This window comes from Blastococcus sp. CT_GayMR16 (genome assembly GCF_004570875.1).
Taxonomy (GTDB): domain Bacteria; phylum Actinomycetota; class Actinomycetes; order Mycobacteriales; family Geodermatophilaceae; genus Blastococcus_B.
Genome location: NZ_SPQK01000001.1, coordinates 378,806 through 402,099, shown reverse-complemented (window position 1 = coordinate 402,099; position 23,294 = coordinate 378,806). Strand labels below are relative to the sequence as shown.

The 23,294-nt window shown below is 72.1% G+C and carries 26 protein-coding genes and 2 tRNA genes; 10 read left to right on the top strand and 18 right to left on the bottom strand.

Annotated features, from left to right (window positions below):
- Nucleotides 1-114: 114 nt before the first annotated feature.
- From E4P38_RS02000 to E4P38_RS01955, 13 genes are all read right to left on the bottom strand, one after another.
- On the bottom strand, nt 115-2,016 hold the full coding sequence (locus E4P38_RS02000; RefSeq protein ID WP_135130019.1) for a DNA cytosine methyltransferase: 1,902 nt from the start codon (nt 2,014-2,016) through the stop codon (nt 115-117).
- Complete coding sequence (locus E4P38_RS01995; RefSeq protein WP_135130018.1) at nt 2,013-2,306, bottom strand: hypothetical protein; 294 nt, start codon at nt 2,304-2,306, stop codon at nt 2,013-2,015. The genes E4P38_RS02000 and E4P38_RS01995 overlap by 4 nt, the downstream gene beginning before the upstream one ends.
- Nucleotides 2,303-2,770: a hypothetical protein gene (locus E4P38_RS01990; protein WP_135130017.1), complete on the bottom strand. Its 468-nt coding sequence runs from the start codon at nt 2,768-2,770 to the stop codon at nt 2,303-2,305. Before E4P38_RS01990 ends, E4P38_RS01995 begins: the two co-directional genes overlap by 4 nt.
- Nucleotides 2,767-3,417, bottom strand: coding sequence for a hypothetical protein (locus tag E4P38_RS01985; protein ID WP_135130016.1), 651 nt, complete (start codon nt 3,415-3,417; stop codon nt 2,767-2,769). Before E4P38_RS01985 ends, E4P38_RS01990 begins: the two co-directional genes overlap by 4 nt.
- Nucleotides 3,414-4,481, bottom strand: a complete 1,068-nt coding sequence (locus E4P38_RS01980) for a recombinase RecT (protein WP_135130015.1) — start codon at nt 4,479-4,481, stop codon at nt 3,414-3,416. The genes E4P38_RS01985 and E4P38_RS01980 overlap by 4 nt, the downstream gene beginning before the upstream one ends.
- Nucleotides 4,482-4,488: 7 nt before the next feature.
- Entirely contained in the window at nt 4,489-5,409 is a 921-nt protein-coding gene (locus E4P38_RS01975) for a lambda-exonuclease family protein (RefSeq protein WP_135130014.1), read from the bottom strand.
- Nucleotides 5,406-6,611 carry an AAA family ATPase gene (locus E4P38_RS01970; RefSeq protein WP_135130013.1) on the bottom strand — a complete coding sequence of 402 codons (1,206 nt, stop codon included), beginning with the start codon at nt 6,609-6,611 and terminating at the stop codon, nt 5,406-5,408. Before E4P38_RS01970 ends, E4P38_RS01975 begins: the two co-directional genes overlap by 4 nt.
- Nucleotides 6,608-6,778 carry a hypothetical protein gene (locus E4P38_RS22720; RefSeq protein WP_167760403.1) on the bottom strand — a complete coding sequence of 57 codons (171 nt, stop codon included), beginning with the start codon at nt 6,776-6,778 and terminating at the stop codon, nt 6,608-6,610. The genes E4P38_RS01970 and E4P38_RS22720 overlap by 4 nt, the downstream gene beginning before the upstream one ends.
- Nucleotides 6,775-7,188 (bottom strand): hypothetical protein, encoded by a 414-nt coding sequence (locus tag E4P38_RS01965; RefSeq protein WP_135130012.1) that lies wholly within the window; start codon nt 7,186-7,188, stop codon nt 6,775-6,777. The genes E4P38_RS22720 and E4P38_RS01965 overlap by 4 nt, the downstream gene beginning before the upstream one ends.
- A complete protein-coding gene (locus E4P38_RS22715) occupies nt 7,185-7,361 on the bottom strand; it encodes a hypothetical protein (RefSeq protein ID WP_167760402.1) in 177 nt (58 codons plus the stop codon). Before E4P38_RS22715 ends, E4P38_RS01965 begins: the two co-directional genes overlap by 4 nt.
- 114 nt (nt 7,362-7,475) lie before the next feature.
- On the bottom strand, nt 7,476-7,616 hold the full coding sequence (locus E4P38_RS22710; RefSeq protein WP_167760401.1) for a hypothetical protein: 141 nt from the start codon (nt 7,614-7,616) through the stop codon (nt 7,476-7,478).
- 307 nt (nt 7,617-7,923) lie between these two features.
- Nucleotides 7,924-8,124: a hypothetical protein gene (locus E4P38_RS01960; protein WP_135130011.1), complete on the bottom strand. Its 201-nt coding sequence runs from the start codon at nt 8,122-8,124 to the stop codon at nt 7,924-7,926.
- A 395-nt stretch (nt 8,125-8,519) separates the two neighbouring features.
- A tRNA-Lys gene (locus E4P38_RS01955) sits at nt 8,520-8,592 on the bottom strand.
- Nucleotides 8,593-8,760: 168 nt separating this feature from the next.
- On the opposite strand from E4P38_RS01955, the gene E4P38_RS01950 reads away from it, so the two are divergent.
- From E4P38_RS01950 to E4P38_RS01930, 5 genes are all read left to right on the top strand, one after another.
- Entirely contained in the window at nt 8,761-9,933 is a 1,173-nt protein-coding gene (locus E4P38_RS01950; protein WP_245160731.1) for an Ig-like domain-containing protein, read from the top strand.
- Nucleotides 9,934-10,020: 87 nt separating this feature from the next.
- On the top strand, nt 10,021-10,440 hold the full coding sequence (locus E4P38_RS01945) for a hypothetical protein (protein WP_209308879.1): 420 nt from the start codon (nt 10,021-10,023) through the stop codon (nt 10,438-10,440).
- A gap of 136 nt (nt 10,441-10,576) precedes the next feature.
- On the top strand, nt 10,577-11,659 hold the full coding sequence (locus E4P38_RS01940; protein ID WP_135130009.1) for a sialidase family protein: 1,083 nt from the start codon (nt 10,577-10,579) through the stop codon (nt 11,657-11,659).
- On the top strand, nt 11,656-11,937 hold the full coding sequence (locus E4P38_RS01935) for a ubiquitin-like small modifier protein 1 (RefSeq protein ID WP_135130008.1): 282 nt from the start codon (nt 11,656-11,658) through the stop codon (nt 11,935-11,937). Before E4P38_RS01940 ends, E4P38_RS01935 begins: the two co-directional genes overlap by 4 nt.
- 137 nt (nt 11,938-12,074) lie before the next feature.
- Complete coding sequence (locus E4P38_RS01930) at nt 12,075-13,313, top strand: HNH endonuclease signature motif containing protein (RefSeq protein ID WP_135130007.1); 1,239 nt, start codon at nt 12,075-12,077, stop codon at nt 13,311-13,313.
- Between the two features lie 44 nt (nt 13,314-13,357).
- On the opposite strand, the gene E4P38_RS01925 is transcribed toward E4P38_RS01930, so the two are convergent.
- Entirely contained in the window at nt 13,358-13,600 is a 243-nt protein-coding gene (locus E4P38_RS01925; protein WP_135130006.1) for a hypothetical protein, read from the bottom strand.
- A gap of 134 nt (nt 13,601-13,734) precedes the next feature.
- The gene (locus E4P38_RS01920) at nt 13,735-14,874 is read right to left on the bottom strand and encodes an acyl-CoA dehydrogenase family protein (RefSeq protein ID WP_135130005.1); all 1,140 of its coding nucleotides are present in this window, start codon (nt 14,872-14,874) and stop codon (nt 13,735-13,737) included.
- Nucleotides 14,875-14,966: 92 nt separating this feature from the next.
- Between E4P38_RS01920 and E4P38_RS01915 the strand changes: the two genes are divergently transcribed.
- From E4P38_RS01915 to E4P38_RS23110, 3 genes are all read left to right on the top strand, one after another.
- Nucleotides 14,967-16,448, top strand: a complete 1,482-nt coding sequence (locus E4P38_RS01915; protein ID WP_135130004.1) for an NAD(P)/FAD-dependent oxidoreductase — start codon at nt 14,967-14,969, stop codon at nt 16,446-16,448.
- Nucleotides 16,449-16,518: 70 nt separating this feature from the next.
- A complete protein-coding gene (locus E4P38_RS23115) occupies nt 16,519-17,844 on the top strand; it encodes a methyl-accepting chemotaxis protein (protein WP_245160730.1) in 1,326 nt (441 codons plus the stop codon).
- A gap of 113 nt (nt 17,845-17,957) precedes the next feature.
- Nucleotides 17,958-18,479: a hypothetical protein gene (locus tag E4P38_RS23110; RefSeq protein ID WP_209308878.1), complete on the top strand. Its 522-nt coding sequence runs from the start codon at nt 17,958-17,960 to the stop codon at nt 18,477-18,479.
- Nucleotides 18,480-18,533: 54 nt separating this feature from the next.
- Here E4P38_RS23110 and E4P38_RS01900 read toward each other — a convergent pair.
- Nucleotides 18,534-18,609 (bottom strand) — tRNA-His (locus tag E4P38_RS01900).
- Nucleotides 18,610-18,702: 93 nt separating this feature from the next.
- Nucleotides 18,703-19,371 (bottom strand): oligoribonuclease, encoded by a 669-nt coding sequence (gene orn, locus E4P38_RS01895; protein WP_245160729.1) that lies wholly within the window; start codon nt 19,369-19,371, stop codon nt 18,703-18,705.
- A 144-nt stretch (nt 19,372-19,515) separates the two neighbouring features.
- On the opposite strand from orn, the gene E4P38_RS01890 reads away from it, so the two are divergent.
- Nucleotides 19,516-20,703, top strand: a complete 1,188-nt coding sequence (locus E4P38_RS01890) for a hypothetical protein (protein ID WP_135130003.1) — start codon at nt 19,516-19,518, stop codon at nt 20,701-20,703.
- Nucleotides 20,704-20,862: 159 nt separating this feature from the next.
- Nucleotides 20,863-22,668 carry a hypothetical protein gene (locus tag E4P38_RS01885; protein WP_135130002.1) on the top strand — a complete coding sequence of 602 codons (1,806 nt, stop codon included), beginning with the start codon at nt 20,863-20,865 and terminating at the stop codon, nt 22,666-22,668.
- Here the strand turns inward: E4P38_RS01885 and E4P38_RS01880 are convergent.
- A complete protein-coding gene (locus E4P38_RS01880; protein WP_245160728.1) occupies nt 22,665-23,261 on the bottom strand; it encodes a TetR/AcrR family transcriptional regulator in 597 nt (198 codons plus the stop codon). The two genes, E4P38_RS01885 and E4P38_RS01880, sit on opposite strands and share 4 nt — an antisense overlap.
- Between the last annotated feature and the right edge of the window lie 33 nt (nt 23,262-23,294).

Here is a 23,294-nt window from a genome sequence, read left to right as displayed (position 1 = left end):
TGCGGTCCAGGTGTGTGAATAGGTCGAACGGGGTCGCTCGATCGTCAACCTCGTCCACCGGGCCGCGACGCTCCACCTGGGCCGGGTGGTTGCGCGCCGCCATCCCGGTGAGGCTCACCGGAGCACCGCCAGGATCTGCCGGCCGAGCCAGTGGGCGACGTTGGCCGACACGGCGTTTCCGGCCTGCATCGTCTGCTCGCCCTGGTTGCCGGTCACCACGTAGCTGCCGGGGAACCGCTGAGCCGCCAGGTGCTCACGCGGCTTGAGCATGCGGAACCGGACGTCGTCGAGGTCGACCACCTCGGCGGTGGCCACGCCCGCGGACTCCCGCGTCGACACGGTCGGCAGCGCCGTCGCGTCCGCCGGGCGGGCGCTGGAGCCCCGCCGGTACGGGATGACGAGGGACAGGTTCGGCCGGGCGACGATGCCTGGTAGCGGGTCGCCGACGCTCTTGGTCATGTGCTCGATCGCCTTGTAGTCCAGCCCGCCGTGGTGCTTCTGGATGAACGCACCCTCGGGCACTACGACGCCGTGGTTCCGGCCGGTCGTCACCGGGGACAGCGGCTCGTCGACACCTCGAGCGCGGTTGTGCGTGCGGGCCACGTCGATGAACGGCACCACCACGCCGTCGTGCCTTGAGGTGCTGACCGTCGACAGGGCGTCGACGGCCACCGGGAATGCCTCCCCGTGGTTCCGCAGCGTCACCCCGAACGAGCCGGGCGGCATCACCAGCCCGTCACCGATCTTCGTCGTGGCCGGCGAGAGCGGCCGCCCGTCGAGCAGGTACTGCCGCCCGTGGTCGTCGGCGCCGTGCCGCAGGTTCACCGCGAACGGCGGCGCGACCAGCTGGTGGTGGTCGGCGGCGGTGACCGCGCCCAGCGGCTCCGACGTCGGGTCCTTCACCATCTGCGACTCCTGGCCGCGCGGCGTGTACGCCTTGCTGATGAACGCGCCCGGCGTGGCGACGGCGTCGCCCTGGGTCGCGGTGCGCGCCATGAGCGGCGCCGTCTCGGCGGGCCAGGCGCGCACGTAGTCCGACCCTGGCCGCTCCCACGTCTGCCCGTGGTGGGCCACCACAGTCGGCTGCGCGAACATCTCCAGCCCGGCGCGGATGCGGCGCATGGTGGCCGGGGCGAGAGGTCCGGTCGTTACCTCGCCGGTCTTCTTGTTCTTGAACGTCTTGACCGGCTTGTCGCCCAGCCGGGTGCCGAGGTCGGTCCAGTCGATCGCGGCCGACGCCGGGAGCACGTAGGGCTCGACGATCGCGTGCCGGCAGGACCGGTTGGGGCACCGGTAGACGTACTGCTCGCCGTACTTGCCGACCTTCCGGCCGGTCACCTTCTTCCACGACTGCCGCGCGTCGACGACCTCGTCGCACACTGGGCACCAAGCCGGGGGACGCGGCGCGACGTCGGGCAGCGGGATGCCCTTCTGGGTGGCGACGATGTACATCCGGTCCCGCCACTGCGGGGCGTGCGGGTTCACCTCGTCGCCGACGTGCGCCGAGCTCACGCACACGATCTGCACGTTGTAGCCCTTGCCGACCTTTCGCAGCCCCTCGAGCCACCAGTCGAACAGCTCCCACCCGGCGAACTCGACGACGTTCTCCACGACCAGGGCGCGGTACTGGTGCACCTCGGTGGCGCGGATGACGTCGAACGCGGTGGCCCGGGAGCGCACCCCGGCCTCGTCGGGCACGTAGTCGTCGAACATGTCCAGCTGCGCGCGCGTCTTCTTGCGGCCGCCAGCGGGGGAGTGCCAGGTGCATTCGGGCGAGAACCAGCCGAACACCGTCCGGGGCGCGCGCCGCCAGTCGTAGTTGCTGACGTCGGCGCACAGGTGGTCGGCGTCGCGGAAGTTCGCCGAGTGGGTCTCGATCGCGCGGTCCCAGTGGTTCGCGGCCAGGCGCAGGGTGAACCCGGCCTCGGTGAGGCCGATGCTGCTGCCACCGGCACCGCAGAACACGTCGGTGAAGGTCAGTTCGGCGTCGCCGTCCAGCGTGACCAGCGGAGTCATCGGGCACCCGCCTTGGCGCGGTCGCTGGCCCGGCGCTTGTAGATCCGGCCCCAGGCCGCGTTCGCCGTGAGGCAGGGCGGGCAGGCGTCCTCGCCGTGGCGGAGGTGGCGCCGGTATCCGCCGACGGTGCCGCAGGAGGCGACGGGCTGCGGGCCGAGGTAGCCCTTCCGGGTCCGGTCGGCCGCGCGGCATGGCTCGCACATCGGTTCGCCGTGCCGGAAGTGGGCGCGGTAGCCGCCGGTGGTTCCGTGCCGGATGGGCTTCCGCCGGCTCTTGGCTGGCGCGGTCATGCTGCGTCACCCAGACCCCGGAGGGCCAGGAGAGCGAACGCGTGCCGCACCTCTAGGCGGAGGGGCACGACGTCGGGGCCGGCGAACTGTTCGGACCGGCCGCCGGTGAGGTGAACGAACGCGCCGGCGGTGAAGAAGCACCACCACCGTCCGACGTCGGTGGTGCCCCACCGTCGGACGACGAGGACACCGACGTGGGCGTCGACGGCCTGGCGCTGGGTCTCGGTCTCCAGGAGCCACCCGGCGACCGACCGTTCGGCGCGGTCGGCCGGGCGGAGGGACTTGCACTGGATGACGAGGCCGGGGCAGCCGTCGATGTCGCCGGCGTCGATGAGTTGCCGGTTGGCGGTCTTGTAGCCGGTGCGGACGGTGCGTTCGGCGTGGGGAAATCCGCCGTGGTCGCGGAGCCAGCGGGCGGCGAGCTGCTCGGTCTGCTTCCCGACGTTGGTGTCCTTGGCGGTCACTGGGCGATCCCGGTGAGGAGGGTCATGGCCTCGGTGAGCCGCGCGAACGCTGCGGCGTCGCCGCCCCGGTCGGGGTGGAGGTACGACGCGGCCTTCCGGTACAGGCCTCGGCGCATCTCCGGCGACTCCAGCACCGCGCCGATGTCCTTCCCGTCCAGCTGCCGCGTCAGCCCGGCCGACTCGATCAGGAACCGGGCCGCGTCCTCCGTGCTCATGACAGCAGGGCGACCGGACTCGATGGCGAGGAATCCGGCGTACTGCTCACCGCGCGGCGTGATCCCGTACCGGGACACCGCCCGCAGCGACTCCAGGCCGAGGGTGATGGACCGCAGGTTGTGCTGCCACGTCTCGCACACGTCGGTGGCGAACACACGCACCCCGGTCTCTGCGCGCACCGTCAGGGAGATCCCCGGATGCTGGGGAACGGCGTGCGCCCAGAATCCGGACCCGTCGCGCAGGACACGGTCCGGGTCGACCGCGGCCTCCACGAGGGCCTGGTCGGCGCCGATCAGACCCAGCTCGTAGCGAAGCTTCGACATCGTGTCGGCGTGGCTGGCCTTGAACGTCCAGCGGGACCGGCGCTGCTCGTCCGGGGTGACCGGGTGCGGCCAGTCCAGGCGGGCGGCGTAGCGGAGGACGACGCTCACCGGGTACCACCGGCGGGCGGGGCGAGCTCCTCGAGGGCGTCGATGATGACCGCGGCCTCCGTGCGCAACAGGTCCTTCCGTGACGCCAGGCGGCGGCCGACGCGCTCGGACAGGTACTCGCGCTGCTGCTCGTCGGACTCGCGGCCGTGGTCGTTGAGGAGGAGCACGATCTTCTGCAGCTGCCGGGTGGTGGCCTTCTCCCCGGCCGGTGGGTCGTCGACGACCTCGGCGTCGACCACCTCACCGGTCTCCGGGTTGGCGTGCGGCACCGGGTCGGACTCGTCGATGCCGGGCGGTGGCGCGGGCAGAGCACCGGACGGCGTCGGTCGTTCCGAGGCCACCTTGACGGGCGCGACCCCGACGCGCTCCGGCGACGTCGGGACCCACTTGGCCAGCTGCCGGGCCGCGGACTTGAGCCACATCGACGGTTCGTGCTTCACCCACGGCGAGTACGGCGAGTCGGAGCCCTGGGACGACTGCTTGATCTTGGTGATGGCGGCCTTGTTCAGGACGACGACCTTCGAGATTGCGCCGCCCCGCATCACCGCGTACGCGTAGGCCAGGCGCAGCGCGCCGCGGTCTTCCGCGTCCCAGTTGATGTCGTGGTATGGCCGCTCCATCGCTCCCGCCCAGCGCGGCGGCGTCTGGTCGTCGACCTTCCCCGGCGTCCAGATGAACAGGTCGTCGGCGTAGACCACCTCGACGACGACGGACTGGGCGACGCCGGCGCGGTACATGAGGTCGACGAGGCCCTGGTAGCCGGGGATGCCGAGGACCTTCAGCTGTCCCTTCTCCCGGCGCGGGGTCAGGTAGTACTCCTCGGTGCCCGGCTCCAAGCCGAGGCGGGCGGCATGGAGCAGCGCGGCCATCAGCGAGTAGGGGTCGTTCTCGGCGGCCTTCTTCAGCTCGACGTCGCGGCGGAGGGCGCCGACGGCGAGGCGCACCCACGTGTCGGGGCGGATGTGCGTCGGTAGGACGGCAGCGAAGTCGTCGCGGTACTGCTCGACCATGGCGGAGGCCGAGGTCTCCTGGGTGGCGAGGGCGGAGGACACGGTCTGGGTCATCTCGGGGTCACGCTGCTTCCGGGGTCGTGAGGGTCGGCAGCTTGCGGGCTGCCGTGATGGAGGGGGTGCCGCTCTGCCGGGGCACTCGGGTGGCGAGCACGTCACCGTCGAAGAGGGCGCGGCGGGCCGAGCCCATGGCGTCGGCCAGCTCGGCGCGCGCCTCGGAGTCGGCTTCCTTGGCGGCCTTAACGGCGTGGACGGCGCCGCAGAACTTCTCGGCCAGCGGGCGGGGCACCTCGAAGTCCTCGCCGTCGATGTCGGGGTGAAGCTCCCGCACCGCCTGGTAGGTGGAGCCGTGCCCGTCGATCGACGGGCGGCGTGGCGTCTTCCCGCCCGGTAGGGAGGCCATGAACTCCTCGGCCGCGGGCACCAGGCGGGCGACGTCGTCCGGGTCCCAGTGGACGACGTACTGCCGGAACGACAGGTAGGAGGTGAGCAGCCCGACGTGGGCGACGCGGAGGCCCGTCACGAGCATCTGCCACTGCACCTGCGCCCGGTGGTAGACGGGGATCTCGTCGGTGCCGTCCTCGCCCCACCGTTCGTCGGAGCCCTCGGTCTTGCACTCCAGCAGCCGGACCTCTCCGTCCTCGCAGGTGACGAGCCGGTCGGGGGAGGCGGCCCACCGGTCGTCGTCGGCTGCGACCCAGGTGCCGGTGCCTTCCACCCGCCAGTCGGGGTGCTGGTCAGCGAACCAGTGCGCGATGGCCGGCTCCAGGTAGTGGCCGCGGCGCATCTCGTCGGACTCGGGCTCGCCAGGGATGAGCCCGGCCATGCGGTGCCAGAGGGAGAACCGGGATTCGTAGGGGGAGAGGCCGAGGACGGCGGCGATCTTGGACGCGGACATGCGGCGCATCCACTCCGCCGACCCGGGCGCGACGAGGGGTAGCAGTCGCCCGGTCGGCGCGGTGAGCACTGCGGTGGCGGTCATGCCGCCACTTCCCCGTCCTCGATGACGACGCCGACACCGGAGCCGTCGGCGACCCGCTCGATCCACAGCTGGTAGTCCCGCTCGGCGGCCATCTCCGAGATCAGCCGCAGGTTGTCGGCGTCCAGCAGCGAGCCGTCGAGGATGCGGATCACTCGCAACGTCGGGTTGAGGCTCATCGCCATCGCGAGGGAGACCCGGATCTGCTCGGCGGCAGACGCCTGGGAGAACGGCACGTCGTTGTAGGTCACGCCGGCGTCGTCGAAGCCGAGCCCGGGCACGGGGAACGTGGCCTTGGCGAGGGCGTCGGCCTTTGTGCGGTCGATCTCGTCGATCGCCTCGGTCGCGGCGGCGTAAGCGCTGCGGACCGCTGCCAGTCGCTCGTCGACCGTGCGCCGCTCGGCGTTGCGGCGGACGGCCCGGTTGGTCTCCTCGACCGACGCCAGGTTCCGCTCCAGCGCGTCGACGTCCTCGACCGCACGGTGCGTGGACACCAACGCCTGGACGTCGGCCAGCATCATGCGGGCGTGGGTGAGTTGCCGCTGCGCTTCGGCCACCTCTTCGGTCCACCGCTGGACCTCGCGCCGGTCGTCTGCCTGCTCCTGCTCCCGCTGCTGAGCCCCGCGGATCCGGGCGATCAGGTCGGACGCCGACACCTCCTCGGCCGGCGCGTCCTCGAGCGGGCCCAGGCCGGCGGCCTGGCCCTCCAGCGCCTTGCCCTTGCGGCCGATCTCGGTGCGGTCGGTGTAGAGCAGCTGCCGGTCAGCTGACAGGTCGTCCAGGTTGACGTCGAGCTGCACCAGCTCCAGCAGCGCGGACAGCTGCTCACGGCCGGACAGGCGGGTGAACTCCAGTGGGTCGAAGGAGAGCCGGCCCACGAGCGCGTCGAGGACGCTCTGGGGCGAGGAGTACTTCGCGCCGTCGGCCGACTTGACGGTGAGCGCGGTCTTCTCGCCGGTCCAGGTGCGGGTGACGACCAGGTCGCCGAGGTCGAGGGTGACCGACGCCTTGACCTCGCCGGCGCGGATCGGCTGGGCTGTCTCGCGGGACGCGGCGCCGCCGCCGAGCGCGAGCCAGATCGCGTCGAGGACGGACGTCTTGCCCTGAGCGTTGCGGCCGGTGATGACCTGCACAGTTCCGTCAGGGGTGATCTCGACTGCCTTGAGCCGCTTCACGTTCTCTGCGGTCAGCTTGATGATCTTCACTGGATCTCGCCTTTCTGGCGGAGGTAGTCCTGCATGTCGTCGGTGCGCAGGTGCTCGGGGATGCGGGCCTGGCGGCGACGGGCGGCGGTGGGGGAGAGATCGGTCGGCGTGTGCTCGGCCGCGGCCCGGGTCAGCGCCTCCAGGGCGGTGGGCTTGGCGCTACTCATCGGGCGCTCAGCAGCGTCTGGACAGCGGCCTGGCCGGCGGTGCCCCGGCGCGCCTCAGCAGCCCGGTAGCGGGCCAGGTAGACGGTCCGCTCGATGTCGGAGCACAGTCGGTTGCGGGTGCGCTCGTACCGGGCCTGCTCCTCCTGCTCCCGGGTGAGTCCCGCGTCGGTGTCGATCGCGTCGTCCAGGTCGCGGTCGTCCCAGTCGTCGGAGATCAGGTACCAGAGCCGGGCGGCGTCACCGGCCTTGAGCTGTTCCCACAGCTCCGTCTTCGCGGTCGCGTCGCCGACGTCGCCGATGAGGAAGCAGGCGACGGCGTCCAGCTCCTGGACCTCGGGCAGGTCGAGGTCGGCGAAGTGGGCGAGGCGGGCGAGCTGCTCGGCCAGGCCGGACCGGACGGAGACGGTCACGCTGCACCTCCGGTGAGGGCGGGGCGGAGGCCGGGCAGCAGCAGCGGCCGGGTCTCCAGGTGGACGACGACGGGGGCCGGTGCGGGGGAGTGCTCGGCCAGCAGGTCGGCGGCGGGGATGCCGGCCGGGTTGGCGCGGCGCGTGTGTCGGGTGAGGGCCTTACGGTTGTTCACGCTGATCGACTCCTCTGGTAGTCGGTCGGAAGTGGCAGCCCGTCCCGCGGCTACGGGGCGGGCTGTCGCGCTGTGGACCCCGACGGCGCGGGGGGAATCGCGCCGCCGGGGGGATCAGGGGCGGCTGTGGATCGGCCGCAGCGGGGGGCGCGCCTGGCGCTGGTCGGCGAGGTGCATGGCCCGGCCGACGACGACCGCGACGGGCACGGAGACCGCCACCCAGGCGAGGCCAGCGACGGCCAGGGCGCCGGTCATGCCGCGGCTTCCGCGGAGACGCCGTTGACGTGTACGTGGATCACGATCGGCGACGGCGACGGCGACGGCGAAACGGGAGGCGGCAGCGGTTGAGGTGCACGCGTGAGAACCGTCAGCGACGCGGTCCGCGCCCCATACGGCTGGCCGCTCGCGCTTCGCACTGGAATGTCTCGGCAGCAGAGAGCGCCGGGGCAGTACACGTAGTCCTGGACGCGCAGGGGTCCGCACACGTACGTGTCGGGCCACCGTTCGTCTGCGATCTCGACGACGTCACCTTCGTGGAGATCGGCGACCTGTTGGCGGGTGATCACGCGACAGCTCCCGTGGTGGCTTCTCGGTACCAGCCGCGGACGGTTTCCGGCGTGATGTCGAGCTGGCCGTTCGAGGTGTCTCGGAGGTCGAGCGCGATGGCTCGCCAGGACTTCCCGTCCTTCCGGCGGTCGGTGACGAAGCGGTCGACACCGCCCTCGATGAGGTTGTCGGCGAGTCGCCGTAGCGGTGTGGGCATGTCAGAAGTGTTACCCAAAAGTTGGAAGTTGACAAGCCGAACATGCGAGGTTCTTGCAAAAGTTTGTCGCAAGCTTGATCATGCTGTGCATGACAGCCAGTCAGCAGCCCACAGAGGCGCTACCCGTAGACACTCGCATCGGCTCCGCGGTGCAACAGCTCATGGAGCACACCGATGACAAGAAGCTTCGGCTTGCCTTGGCCCTCGATATCTCCTTGGCCGGCCTCTACCGCAAGCTCTCCGGCGGCACGTGGAAGCCCGATGAAATCGAGTTGGTGTGCAGGCGGTATGGCGTCCAGCCGAACGACCTGTTCTCCGGGCAGCCGATCATCGACGGTCGCCGGCTTTCGGTCGTCGTCAACGACCCGGACGGCCCCGCAGGGCCCGACGGTGGGTGCGCCATCAGGGACTCGAACCCCGAACCCGCTGATTAAGAGTCAGCTGCTCTGCCAATTGAGCTAATGGCGCGTGTCGCCCGACCTGCTGGGCAACGAGGGAGAACGATACCAGCGCCGTCGCAGCGCGGTCCGGCCGCCCGGCGTGACGCTCGACTCGCCCGGTTTGTCGTCCGGACGTGGACACTGGGTCTCTGCGCACGTCAACGGTGCGCGGATGCACGAGGGGAGTCGGGGACAGGTGCGACGGACAGCCGCAATCATCGCCACGGGAGCACTGGTGTTCCTGGCCGGGTGCTCGGGGGACGACTCCGGCGGCTCCCGGGGTGCTGCCGAGGAGGCCGCGGCCCCGGCGCAGGTATCCCTCGCCGTGGCAGACGGCTCGACCGACGTCTCTCCCGTGGTGCCGCTCGAGATCGCCGTCACCGACGGGGAGTTGGGGGCCGTGAAGGTCGTCGACGGGGCCGGCGCCGAGGTCACCGGCACGGTCGCCGAGGTCGCCGAGCAGGAGGGCACCGCCGTCTGGACCCCTGAGGGGCAGCTGGCCTACGGCACGAGCTACACCCTCACGGCATCGGCGTCGAACGCTGACGATGAGGAGGCCACGGCGTCCTCGACCTTCACCACGGTCAGCCCGGCAGCGGTCTCCACGCCGTCGATCGGCCCGCTCGACGGCATGACCGTCGGGGTCGGCATGCCGATCCGCGTGTACTTCGACGACCCGGTGGTCGACAAGGCCGCCGTCGAGAGCCACCTGCTGGTCACCTCGTCCACGCCGACCGACGGCGTCTGGAACTGGTGGAGCGACTCCGAAATCCACTTCCGGCCCTCGCAGTACTGGCCGGCCAACACTCAGGTGACGCTCGACGCCAACCTCTACGGCGTCAACTTCGGTGAGGGCATCTGGGGCGAGAAGAACCGCGCGGTGTCCTTCTCGATCGGGGCGAAGCACGTCTCCATCGCCGACGCCGGCACCCACGTGATGGAGGTCTACGACGGCGACCAGCTGGTCCAGACCTACCCGATCAGCGCCGGCAGCCCGGACAACCCGAGCTACAACGGGCCGCACGTCGTCACCGAGATGAACCGCGAGCGGATCATGGACTCCAGCACCTACGGTGTCCCGGTCGACAGCCCCGGCGGCTACCGGACGCCCGTGGAGTACGCCGTTCGCATCTCCGACAGCGGCGAGTTCGTGCACGCCGCCCCGTGGTCGGTGGCGCAGCAGGGCAACACCAACGTGTCGCACGGCTGCATCAACATGTCGACCGAGCGGGCCGCCTGGTTCTTCAACTTCTCCCAGCCGGGCGACATCGTGGAGATCCGCAACTCCACCGCGGGCGATCTGCGGTCGGACATCTACGACTGGACGATCCCGTGGGACCAGTGGCAGGCAGGCAGTGCGCTGAAGTGACCGGCTGAACGCCCGCGGTGAGAGCCGCGGGCGTTTCTGCTCGGCGCCCCCGGGGCACAAGATCGGGGAATCCGAGGAGGGCTCGTCATGGACACCTGGGTCATCATTCTCATCGTCGTCGTCGCTGTCGTGCTGATCCTGGTGCTGGCGCTCGCGCTGTCGAAGCGCTCGCGCGTGAACAAGGTCCGTCAGCGGGAGCAGGCGCGCGAGCACCTGCAGGAGGCGCAGGTCCGCGGCGCCCGGGCGGAGAGGGAGCAGGCGCTCGCCGAGGAGCAGGCCGCGCGTGCACGGCGCGAGCGCGCCGAGGTCGAGGAGCGGTCGGCGCTGGCCGAGCAGGAGGCCCGCGAGCGCGCGGCCAAGGCCGGCGAGGAGCAGGCAGCCGCCGACGAGCTGCGCGCGAAGGCCGAGAAGATCGCCCCGGACCTCGCCGCCGATCGGCACCCGCACCGCGCGCCCGGCGACACCGTGAACCCGGATCATCCTGAAGGCGGCGCCACGCGCCGCTGAGTTCTCGGGCCGCGGGCGGTCTACCCCTTCGTGAGGCGACGGCCCCGAGCCGAACCGCGCCGGGAGGTCTCGATCCTGTCGGCCGCCGGCCCTACGGTCGCCCTCACGTCGATCCGTCGACCTCGGAGGGACCGCCATGACAGACCTGCTGGCCATCGGTACGCGCAAGGGGCTGTGGCTCGCCCGCAGTGACGACGACCGGCGCACCTGGACGCTGGACGGCCCGCACCTGCTGGCGCAGGAGGTCGCCGCCGTCTCGATCGACACGCGACTGCCCGCCCCGCGCGTGCTGGCCGGCATCCAGTACGGCCACTGGGGGCCGACGGTGATGTGGTCCGACGACCTCGGGACGACGTGGCAGGAGAGCGAGCACGGCGCGATCCGCTTCCCCGAGGACACCGGCGCCGCCCTGGCCCGCGTGTGGCAGCTGCGCCCGGATTCCGCCGATCGGCCCGGCGTCGTCTGGGCCGGGTGCGAGCCGCACTCGCTCTGGCGCAGCACCGACGGAGGGTGCTCGTTCGACCTGGTGCGCGGCCTGCACGACCACCCGCATCGGCCCACCTGGGAGCCCGGCGGCGGGGGAGGGGCGGTGCACACCGTGCTGCCCGACCCGGCATCGGACCGGATCACGATCGCGATGAGCACCGGCGGGGTCTACGTCAGCGAGGACGGCGGCGAGAAGTGGGAGCCCCGCAACCGGGGCATCACCGTCGTCTTCGGGCCCGACCCGCTGCCCGAGTACGGGCAGTGCGTGCACAAGGTGGCGATCGACGCGAGCGGTCCAGACCGGATGTACGCGCAGAACCACTTCGGCGTCTTCCGCACCGACGACGCGGGCGTCTCCTGGTCGTCGATCGCCGGCGGGCTGCCCGTCGACTTCGGCTTCCCGATCGTCTCCTCGCCCACCACCCCGGGCACGGCGTGGGTGGTCCCGCTGGTGGCCGACATGCAGCGCGTCCCGCTGGACGGCCGGCTGCGCGTCCACCGGACCCGAGACGCCGGGGAGACGTGGACCGAACTGGGCGAGGGACTGCCGGACGACGCGTGGGTGGCCGTCATGCGCGACGCCTTCTGCTCCGACGCCGGCGATCCGACCGGGATCTACGTCGGCACCCGCGACGGCTGCGTCTACGCGAGCAACGACGAGGGCGACAGCTTCACATTGGTCGCCGACCACCTGCCCGACGTCCTGACGGTGAAGGCGGCCACACTGCCGTGAGCGTCCAGGTGTTGCTGCCCGGGGTGCTCGCGGCGTTGGCCGGTGGCGAGAAGCACGTGCACCTCGAGCCGGCGGGCGACACCCTGGCCGATCTCCTCGATGCGCTCGCCGCCGAGCATCCGATGCTCGCTCGGCGGATCCGCGACGAGACCGGCCAGGTGCGCCGTTTCGTGAACGTCTACGTCGACGGGGACGACGTCCGGTTCGAGGGCGGGCTGGCGACCAAGGTCCGGGACGGCGCCGAGGTGCAGGTGCTGCCGTCCGTCGCCGGGGGCTGAGCGACCCCTCGGCTCGTCGGCTCGCGGCTGTCTGACTGGCTCAGTCACCCGGTCAAGGGTCTGGTCGCATCTGTGGACAGCCAGCTGACCTGTGGATTCATGTGGCGTGGCGTGCCCTTGACCGGTATTCTTCGTACATGTGTTCGAACGGCTCCGGTGATGCCCTCGCGGATCTGGAGTCCGCCCTGGACCGGCTGGCCGTCGAGGACACCCGGTCGATGTTCGGGCCGCAGGTGCTGGATCGGACTGGTCGGCTGCTGCGCGCGCAGAACCGGCTGGACGCGCGGGTCGCCCGTTCGGTGCGGGAGGGGGAGCTCACCCAGGCCGCGGAGCACGACGGGCTGACGACGATGCAGTCCTGGCTGCGCGGGCACGCCCGCCTGTCGCCGGCCGCCGCGCACCGGGTGGTCCGCGCCGGGCGGGCGTTGGAGCACCTGGCCGCCGTGGCCGCCGCGTTCGCCGCCGGCCGGATCACCGCCGAGCAGGTCGCCGTCATCGCCCCGGTCGCCCGCGACGAGCACCGGGCCGCGGCCACCGAACAGGACGTCGACCACGCGGCCGTCGACGCCCTGCTGGCCGACACGGCGAGCACCCGCCCGCACCGCGAGCTGGCCCAGGTGGTGCACCACTACCTGGAGCGGCTCGACCCCGACGGACCCGAACCCGACCCCACCGAGATGCGGTCACTCACGCTCGCTCAGCACCCCGACGGCAGCGTCACCGGCCGCTTCGAGCTCGACGCGGTCGGCGGGGAGAAGGTGCAGGCGGTGCTGGAGTCGATGCTGCAGGCCAACCGGCCGGCCGGCGACATCCGAAACCGCTCGCAGCAGCTCGGCGACGCCTTCGTGCAATGGGCCGACAACACCCTCGCCGCCGGTGAGCTGCCGTTCCTGCGCACCGTCAAGCCGCACGTCATGGTCACGATCGGCATCGACGACCTCGCCGACCCGCACACCGGCCACGGCGCCGCCGAGACCGGCTTCGGTGCCCGCATCTCCGCCGGCCGCGCCCGCTGGCTCGCCTGCGACGGCAACATCACCCGCATCGTCATCGGCCCCGACGGTCAGCCCCTGGACATCGGTCGCGACAAGAGGATCTTCCCCCCGCACATCCGCAAGGCGCTCGAAGTCCGCGACAAGGGCTGCGTGTTCACCGGCTGCTCCGCGCCCACCCACTGGTGCGACGCCCACCACCTGCTCGAATGGGTGCTCGACGACGGACCCACCTCCGTCGACAACGGGGCGCTGCTCTGCGAGAGCCACCACACCAAAGTCCACCACGGGTTCCGGGTGGAACGACAACCCGACGGCCGATGGCGCACCTGGCGACCCGACGGCACCGAGATCGTCCTGCACCCCCACCTGCTCGCCGCCTGAGCGCCCGAACGCACGCGGGTGGCGCGCCTCGGTGGGAGTGGGGGTCAGAGAGCGGCGAGGGTGGCGCAGTTCTCGCAGAGCTGCTGGGTCTCGTATCCCTCGGGCGGCCAGGGCAACTGCTCGTCGATCGTCACGTAGGCGCCGCAGAGCGCCTTGCGGCTCTGGCCGTTGACCCGCCCGATCGTTGCGTGCGCGGGGCCGATCTGTCGGGGCTTGAGCCCCTCCGCCCCGTAGGAGCCGACCATCACGACCGCGTGGGCAGTGCCGTACGAGTAGACGGTGGTCATGTTCGACAGGGTCCGAGCCTTGCGCGCCCGGCGCCAGTACCGCCGGACGCGTGTTCGGCGCACCCGCCACACCGGTCTCACCCGTTGCCGAACAGCCCGACGGGACGGACTTTCAGCGCCGAAAGGCCGCCTTCTCAGGTGATGAGCAGCCTGGCCACGATCTCGGTCATGATCTCGTTCGTACCGCCGCCGATGCCGAGGATCCGGCTGTCGCGGTAGTGCCGCTCCACCTCGGACTCCCGCATGTAGCCCAGGCCGCCGTGCAGCTGCACCGCGTTGTCGACGACGTAGTCGCATGCGGCGACCGCCGTGTTCTTGGCCATGGCCACCCGGGCGAAGACGTTCTCCCCGGCCTGCCAGTCGTCGACCACCGCCCGCGTGTACGTGCGCGCCACGTCGGTCTGGCGGGCCATCTCTGCCACGCGGTGCTGGATGACCTGCCGGCTGGCCAGCGGCCGCCCGAAGGTCTCGCGCTGCCTGATCCAGGAAAGAGTCAGGTCGAGGCAGCGCTGGGCCGTCGCGTACGCCTGAACGGCGAGACTCAGCCGCTCGGCCGCGAACTGGCGCATGATCGAGTAGAAGCCGCCGTTCTCCTCGCCGATCAGATTCCCGACCGGCACGCGGACCTCGTCGAAGCGCAGTTCGGCGGTGTCCGAGCACAGCCAGCCCATCTTCTTGAGCGGGGCCGAGACATGCACCCCCCGCATCTCCCGCTCCAGCACGAGCAGCGAGATGCCGCCGGCCCCCTCGCCACCGGTGCGGACGGCGACGGTGAAGAAGTCGGCGCGGGTAGCCGACGTGATGTAGAGCTTTCCTCCCGACACGACGAACTCGCCGCCGTCCCGCACCGCACGGGTACGCAGGTGCGCCACGTCGGAGCCGGCGTCGGGCTCGGTGATGGCCAACGACACGATCTTCTCGCCGGCCAGCACCGGGCGGGCCACCTTGTCGATCAGCGCCGGGTCGCCCGCCTCGACCAGATGCGGCAGCCCGATGCCGTGGGTGAACAGTCCCGCGACCAGCCCGCTGGAGCCGCCCGACTGGATGATCTCCTCGGCGATTACCAGCGCGTCCACGGGGGAGCCCCCGCTCCCGCCCGCCCATTCCGGGAAGCCGACGCCCAGCAGGTGCGCCGCGGCGGCCGCCCGGTGGAGTTCCCGCGGGAGCGCTCCGCCCTCCTCCCACGCGGCGAGGTTCGGCACGACCTCCGCCTCGGTGAATCGCCGGGCCGACGCCCGCAGGGCGTTGCGCTCGTCGGTGTCCCAGCTGCTCACGACGCTCCTCGATCTCCGGCGGTCAGGGCACCGGACCCCCCGCGTGACGTGCGGGTACGGCGCGGGGCCGATGCCGACCGTAGGGTGCCGCGGTGACCAGCGTCGCGATCATCGGCACCGGGTTCGGCGGCCTGGCGGCAGCTGTGCGGCTCAAGCAGGCCGGCATCGAGGACCTCGTGCTGTTCGAGAAGAGCAGCGACGTCGGGGGAGTCTGGCGGGAGAACACCTATCCCGGCGCCGCCTGCGACGTCCCCTCGCACCTGTACTCGCTGTCCTTCGCGCCCAAGGCCGACTGGTCCCGGCGGTTCGCCCCGCAGGCGGAGATCCACCAGTACCTGCGCGACGTCGCCCGCGACTTCGACGTCCGGCCGCACGTCCGGTTCGACACCGAGGTGCTCGCCGCCGCCTTCGACGAGGCCACCGGGCGCTGGCGGCTGACCCTGGCCGGGGGAGCCGAGCACGAGGCCGACGTCCTGATCAGCGCGACGGGGCAGCTGAGCCGGCCCAGCACGCCCGACGTCCCCGGCCTGGAGTCCTTCCAGGGGGCGCTGTTCCACTCCGCGCACTGGGACCACGGGCACGACTTCCGGGACGAGCGGGTTGCCGTGCTGGGCACGGGCGCCAGTGCGATCCAGTTCGTGCCGGCCATCGCCCCGCACACCGCCCACCTCGCCGTCTTCCAGCGCTCGGCCCCGTACGTCCTCGGCAAGCCCGATCGCGCCTACCGGGCCCGCGCCCTGCGCGCTTTCCGCTGGGTTCCTGGCCTGCTGCGGCTCAGCCGTGAGGGCAACTACCTGACCAACGAGCTGCGTTCGCTCGGCTTCAACACCGAGCCCCGGCTGCTGTTCGCGCACCGCGCCCGCTTCCGTAGGCACCTGGCTCGAGAGGTCCGGGATCCGGCCCTCCGGCAGAAGCTCACGCCCACCGACCCGATGGGCTGCAAGCGGATCCTGATGTCCAACGACTGGTACCCGGCGCTGCAGCTGCCGCAGGTCGACGTGGTGGAGGAGCGGATCGCCGAGGTCCGCCCGCATTCCATCGTGACCGTCGACGGCACCGAGCGCGAGGTCGACGCGATCGTCCTCGGCACCGGCTTCGCCGCGACCGAGTTCCTGGCCCCGATGACGATCACCGGCCGGGGCGGCCGCGACCTGCACCAGCAGTGGAAGGACGGTGCGAGCGCCCACCTCGGCACCGTCGTCCCCGGCTTCCCGAACCTGTTCGTGCTCTACGGCCCGAACACCAACCTGGGGCACAACTCGATCCTGGTGATGCTCGAGGCGCAGGTCGGCTGGGTGGTGCAGGCGGTCCGGGTGCTGCGGGACCGGCGGATCGGCTGGATGGACGTGCGCGCCGACGTCGCCGCCGCGTTCGACGCCTGGGTGCAGCGGCGGCTCCGGGGCACGGTGTTCGCGACGGGGTGCCACAGCTGGTACCTCACTGAGCGCGGCCGCAACACCCAGAACTGGCCCGCCTCCACGCTCACCTTCCGCCGCCGGATGCGCCGCCTCCGGATCGAGGAGTTCGAATTGTCGTCGGCGCCCGCGGCACTCGCCGGTGACCCCGTCTCCTAGCGGTCTTCCGAGACTGGAGTGGCTCCAGGGTTGCACTCAACTGGTCGGACATCCGGCCGAAGGAAGCAGAGTGACCACCACTGACACCGGCACGACGACGTCCCGGCCCACCGGCTTCTGGGCCCATGTGCCGCGCGGGGCGCGCCTGGAGGAAGCGAGCTTCGTCTCGCGGCACCGGATCATCTCCGCCGTCCTGGCCGTCCATCCGCCGGTGCTCGCCGTGATCGGGATGGTCCGGGACGTGAGCGGGTTCCTGCTGTGGGGCCAGTTGGCGGCGATCGTCGCGCTGCTGGTCCTCGGTCAGGTGCTCGGCAGCCAGGTGGCACGGGCCAGCGTGGTCAGTCTCGGGCTGATGATCGGCGCGGACGTCCTCGTGCACGTCAGCGGCGGCCTCACCGACATGCACATCTGGTTCTACGCCCTACTCGCCCTGGTGGCGCTCTACCAGATGTGGACGCCGTTCCTCCTCGCCGTCGGCTTCGTCGCCGTGCACCACGCCGCGATGAGCCTGTGGATGCCCGAGTCGGTCTTCTCCACCCACCAGGCCCAGCACAACCCCATCCTGTTCGCGCTCCTGCACGCCGTCTTCCTGCTCGCCGAGGCGACATTCCTGGCCTACGGGTGGAAGTTCACCGAGGAGGCCGACCGCGGGCGCCGCGCCGAGCAGCTCCGGGCCGAGCAGCAGGCCGTCGCCCAGGTCGCGGCCCAGGCCGAGCTCGCCGCCGAGCGGGCCCGCGCGGCCGAGGAGGCCGCGGCGACGCTGGCCGGCCGCGAGGAGCGGACCGCCCTGCTCGAGCACCAGATCGCCGAACTCCTGGAGTCCGGGCAGCGCCTGGACGAGAACGTCGGGACGGCGACCGCGGTCATGTCGGGCCTGCGCGAGGCGATCGGCGAGATCGCCGCGGCCGCCAGCCACGCGACGACGACGGCCGCGCAGGCCAGCGCCGGCTCCCGGGAGAGCGCCGAGACGGTCGAACGTCTTGCCGCCACCATGGCCGAGATCGACCACATCGCCGGCAGCATCTCCTCGATCGCCGACCAGACCAACCTGCTGGCCCTCAACGCGACTATCGAGTCCGCCCGAGCCGGTGAGGCCGGCAAGGGGTTCGCCGTCGTCGCGGGGGAGGTCAAGGACCTCGCGGGGGAGACGGCCAAGGCCACCGAACGGATCCGCCGGGTCGTCGACGCCGTCCGTGGCGACGTCGAGGCCGCCGGCGCTGCCCTGGGCAGCGTCCAGGAGGTCATCGAGGGCGTGGTCGAGGCGCAGACGACGATCGCCGCTGCGGTCGAGGAGCAGAGCGCGTCCACCGCCCAGGCGCAGGAGGCCATCGTCGGGGCGTCCCGCGAGGCCACCCGGATGGCCGCTGACCTGCAGCGGATCGTCGACGGCGTCTGACGACGGGCGTGAGTTCCGGCTGCGCCTGACCGTGACCTGTGCCACCGTCGCTCGTTGAACGGGTAGCGGGCCGTCCACGGGGACGGCCCGCGCGCGACAATCCAGGGGACACCATGACGCCGGCACGAGCTCTCTTCGGAGTGGCAGTCGCGGCTGCCGCCACCTACGTCGTGATCAACACCGTGAGCGACGAGGGCCCGCAGTACCTGGGGGACTTCCCCTCGATCGTGGAGCAGGCGCAGGCCGAGCCGCCGGCGGCGATCCCGGGCGTGGACCCCGGCCCGCCGGTGCCCGACCCGCAGCACTACGACGCGCAGCCCGTCTCCCCGGAGGCGCCGGCCGCCCCGCCGGCGGGTCCCGCGGGTCCTGGACCGGTCGGTCCCGCGGCTCCTGCAGGCGGCAACGGCACCGGCGGCGGGTCCGGGGTTCCCGACCCGGCCACGGGGAGTCCGCTGACTGGCGTCGAGGGATTGGGGTCCCTGTTCGACGGTCTGCCCCCGCTGCTCCGCGGGCTGACGGAGGTCGACCTGGCGAAGTACTGCATCGTGGACGGCATCGTCCTCGGACTGGCGCCCTGCGCCGCGATTCCGCCGATCGACCCGGGGGTGCCGGTCGATCCCCTGCCCATCGGCTGATCGGCGCCAACGACGCAGAAGGGCCCCGGTCTGGTGACCGGGGCCCTTCGCGCATGGGGTGAGTGACGGGGCTCGAACCCGCGACACCCAGGATCACAACCTGGTGCTCTACCAACTGAGCTACACCCACCATGTCCCAGCCGGACGCGAGCGTCGGTGGGGAACCGGCGTAACGATACCGGAGGCGATCAGCCTTCCGGCGCGCGACAGGGAGCGGTGGCTGTCAGGCCGTGCCGGCGGCGTCCTGGGCGGGGTTGGCGTCGCCCGCGGCCAGCAGGGCGGCGAAGGAGCCGACGACCTCGTCGGCCGCCGTCTTCGCCCGCCCGCTGTTGGGGCCGGGGGCCGGCACGAACAGGGTGCGGCGGTAGTACGCCAGCTCGCGCACGGACTCGATGATGTCGGCCAGGGCGCGGTGCGCGAGCCCCTTCGCGGGCTGCGCGAAGTACACCCGGGGGAACCAGCGGCGGGCCAGCTCCTTGACCGAGGAGACGTCGACCATGCGGTAGTGCAGGTGGTCGTCGAGCTCGGGCATGTCGCGGGCCAGGAAGCCGCGGTCGGTGCCGATGGAGTTGCCGCAGAGCGGCGCCGTCCGGCGCTCGGGCACCCAGCGCTTGATGTAGGCGAGCAGCTGCTGCTCGGCCTCGGCGATCGTGAGCGTGGAGGCGCGCACCTCGTCGGTGAGGCCCGACTTGGCGTGCATCTCGCGCACGACCTCGTTCATGTCGTCGAGGTCGGCGTCGTCCGCCGAGATGATGAGGTCCAGTCCCGGGTCGAGGACGTTCAGCTCGGAATCGGTGACGAGCACCGCCACCTCGATGAGCTTGTCCTTGACGATGTCCAGCCCGGTCATCTCGCAGTCGATCCAGACCAGGTGTCCCGCACTCTCTGCCACGTGGTCCGACAGTACGCACCGTCCGTCCGGCGTGCCGCGCCTGTCCGCCACTACCGCAACGCCTGCAACAGTGCCATTCGGAGGGTCGGAATCGGGACCGTGCGCGGCTAGGGTCGGTGCCACCACCGAGTCGAGGAAGTTCCCGTGCCCCCTCTTGCTGCACCCGCCCGTCCCCGCGCGGCGGCACCGCCGGCGCCCGGCTCGCTGGGCGCCGCGCTCGCCCATCCCCTCGCCTCGGTGCGCTGGCTCTGGCTGGCCTACATGACGCCCGGGCGCCCGGGCCGCGCCACCACCGAGACCGAGCTGCGGTGGATCTACACCGCCTGGCTCGGCGCCTTCCTGCTCAAGATGCTCGGCTCGTCCTGGGACGTCTCCTGGCACTTTCGCTGGCTGCGCGACGACCTCGCCCCGCCGCACCTGCTCAACTCCGCCGGAACCGCCGTGGTGGTCGGTCTCGTGGTCTTCCACAGCTACAGCGGCTACGGCGTCGACCGGCGGGCGCTGCGCCTGATGCAGTGGGGCATAGCGATGTTCCTGCTCGCCGTCCCGATCGACATCCTCAACCACCGGATCAACGGCCTGGACATCACCAGCTGGAGCCCCAGCCACGGGCTGCTCTACCTGGGGACGGCGATCATGCTGGCCGGGGCGATCCGCGGGTGGTGGCTCTACGCCGCGCCGGGCCGCGTCCGCAATCTGGTGTCGCTGGGCCTCTGGCTGTTCTTCGTCGAGAACGTGCTCTTCCCGAACCAGCACCAGGAGTACGGCGTCCTCTCGCTGCGCGACTACCTCGACGGGCACACGACCGCCGAGCCGCAGCTGCTGGACTTCGCCGCCTCCCAGGGGCAGACCCCGACGATGTTCATGCTCCCGGTGCCGTCCTGGGTGCACCCCGCCTGGCTGATCTGCGCGGGGCTGCTGTCGCTGGTCGTGGCCCGCAAGGCCGTGGGGCTGCGATGGACGGCGACCACCATCGCCGGCGTGTACCTCGCCTACCGCGCGGTCATGTGGCTGCTCCTGGTCGGGATGGGCTTCCCGCCGTCGGTGCTGCCGTTCGTGCTGCTGGTGGGGGCTGTGCTGGTCGACCTCGCGGTCACCTACCGGGTGCCGGGCTGGGCCGCGGGACTCCTCGTCGCCGGCGCCGTCTACGGCGCCGCCGTCGGGCAGGACGCCCTCGACCTGCTGCCGCCGTGGAACTGGTGGTCGGTGTTGCCGGTCGCGGCGGGGTTCGCCCTGCTCTGGGCCGCAGTCGACCTCCTAGTCCGCAGCTCCTGGCTGGCCCGGTGGACGACCGCCGACGAGCCCGAACCGGTGGGCAGCACGACCGCCTGATCCACGGCGCACCGGCGCGGACACGTGGGCCGGACCGCTCGATGACGTAGCGTCGAGGCAGGTGCCGTCGCCGGTACGCCCGCCCCGGGGAGCGCGCGTCCCGCGGCGCCAGGCGGCCTGACGCCCGAGAACCCGACGATCTGCCGGAGGACATACGACGTGCTGGCCCTGACCCCGGTGCCGCTGCAGACGGCGGGGGAGCGTGCGCTCTTTCACGAGCTCACCCGCTGGGACACGGGCGCGTCGGTGCGGGCGGCCGTCGTGGCCTCCATCCCGCTGGTGGACGGCCCCATGGAGCGCCGGCTCTCCGACGCGATCCTCTTCGTCCCCGAAGGCGTCGCCGTCGTCCGGATCGTCGAGGTCGTCCGCCAGTCCGGCGTCGTGACGGCGAAGCCCGAGGGGCCGTGGACGATCGGCCCCGAGGGAGATCCCGGCGCGGTGCTCCAACTCTCCGGTGGCGGGTCCAGCCCGCTGGACGGCCTGATGCGCGCCGGCATGGACACCGCCCAGAAGCTGCGCCGCGCGGGCCTGGAGCCCGGGCGGATCGCCCGGCTCACCGTGCTCGCCGGTGAGGTGACCGGTCTGCTGCCGAGCGACGGCGATCTCGGCGAGGGTGACCAGGTGGCCCTGCTCGAGCCCCGTTCGCTGCTGCTCGGGATCGCCCGGGCCAGCCGCTACACCGGCGTCGACAACCCCCGGCTCTGGACGACGGCGGACGTGCGCGCCGCGCTGGAGGCGCTCGGACTGCAGGGGCGCGGGCCGTCGGTGGAGGAGCTCAACGGCGAGGGGTTCCCGTACTCGCCGTACGTGCTGCGCCGTCCGGAGCTGCTCACGCCCGCGGCGATGGCCGCCTCCCCGTCGGCGGCCGGACCGGTGGCGCCGCCCCCGACCGCCGCTCCGACCGCCGCCCCGGCCCCCGATGCACCCCCCGCCCGCGAGCAGCCCAGCTCCGCGGCGATCGCACAGGCCGTGGCGGCCTCCGCCGCTGCTGCCCATGCCGCGGCCGCCGCGCCGCAGGCTGCCCCGGTGCAGGCGCACCGCGACACCGTGGCGGTGGACGGACCGCAGGCACCGCCCGACGACAACGGCATCGGTGGGCTGTTCGCCAACGCCGAGCCGGCCCAGCCGCCGGTGGCCCCGGCCGAGCCGTCCATGAGGACTGTGACGCCGCGGACGACCGCGGCGCCGCGGACCTCGGTCTTCCCGGCAACCCCGCCGCCCGCGGCCCAGCCGCCGGCGAGCCCCCCGCCCGCTCAGCAGGACGCCGGGCGCTTCTCGTACTGGACCGAGGATTCCCAGGCCGGCGACGTCGAGGACGACGAGTCCGACGGCGGCTCCGGGAAGCGCGCGCTGCTGATGGTGATGGCGGGCGTCCTGGCGGTCGCGGTGATCGGCGTCGTCGCCTGGCTGTTCCTGAAGGACGGTGCGGGGGACGACGGCGGCGGGGGCACGGCCGCCGGGTCCGCGTCGGCGGAGCCCTCGACGGCCGGGCTCGAGGTCGGCACCGTCCAGGACGCCGGTGGCGTCTCCTACACCGTGGAGGCCGCCAAGACCGACGAGACCTGTCTGGGACACGCCTACGGCGACACCGCCGACTTCTTCGCCGACAACGACTGCACCGGCCTGTCCCGGGCGCTGTACTCCGGTCAGGTCGCCGGTGAGGCCGTCGTAGTCTCGGTGAGCCGGGTCCGGCTGGCCGACGCCGCCGCTGCCCGCGCGCTCCGGTCGCTGACCGACGCCAACGGCAGCGGGAACGTCAGCGACCTGCTCCGCGAGGGGGTCCGCTACACCGGCAGCCCCGCGGAGCTGTCCGACGCGGAGTACGCGAGCGCCGTCTCGGGTTCCACGGTCACGATCGTGGAGGCCGCCTGGGTGGACGAGGACGCCGAAGGCAGCTCCGAGGACGTCGACAAGGTGGCCGACGACGGCCTGGCGCTGGCGGTCCCGTCCTTTCCTGCTGGTTAGCCGGTCGCCGCGGCCCAGGCCATGTCGGCCAGCAGGGCGGCCATCGCGGCGCGGTGCAGCCGCCCGGCGCTGTGCGGGGTGGAGTTGATCAGCCCGAAGACGGCGTGTGCGCGGGCCCGGCACGTGGCGGCGTCGGCGGCGGGGTGCAGCCGCGCCAGCACGGTCACCCACACCTCCACGTAGCGGCGCTGCAACCGGCGCACCTTCGCTGCCTCGGCGTCCGGGAGCGAACCGAGGTCGCGGTCCTGCACAGTGATCAGCGCCGGGTTGTCGAGGGCGAAGTCCACGTGGAAGGCGATCAGCGCGCGCAGCTGGGCGGCGGGGTCGGCGCCCGCGTCGGCTACCCGGTCGCTGCCGCCGGCCAGCAGGAACTCGCTGATCTTCACCAGCATCTCGGTGAGCATCGCGTCCTTGCCCGCGAAGTGCCGGTAGATCGCGGGGCCGGTGACGCCCACGGCCGCACCGACGTCGTCCATCCCGACCGCCCGTGAGCCCCGCTCGGCGAACAACTGCGCGGCGGCCCGGAGGATCTGCTCCCGGCGCGACGGGCGATCGGCGTCGGCGTGCAGCGCCGCGTCGCGGATGGAGGTCACGTTCGGCATCGTAGCGACGAAGTGAACGCGCGT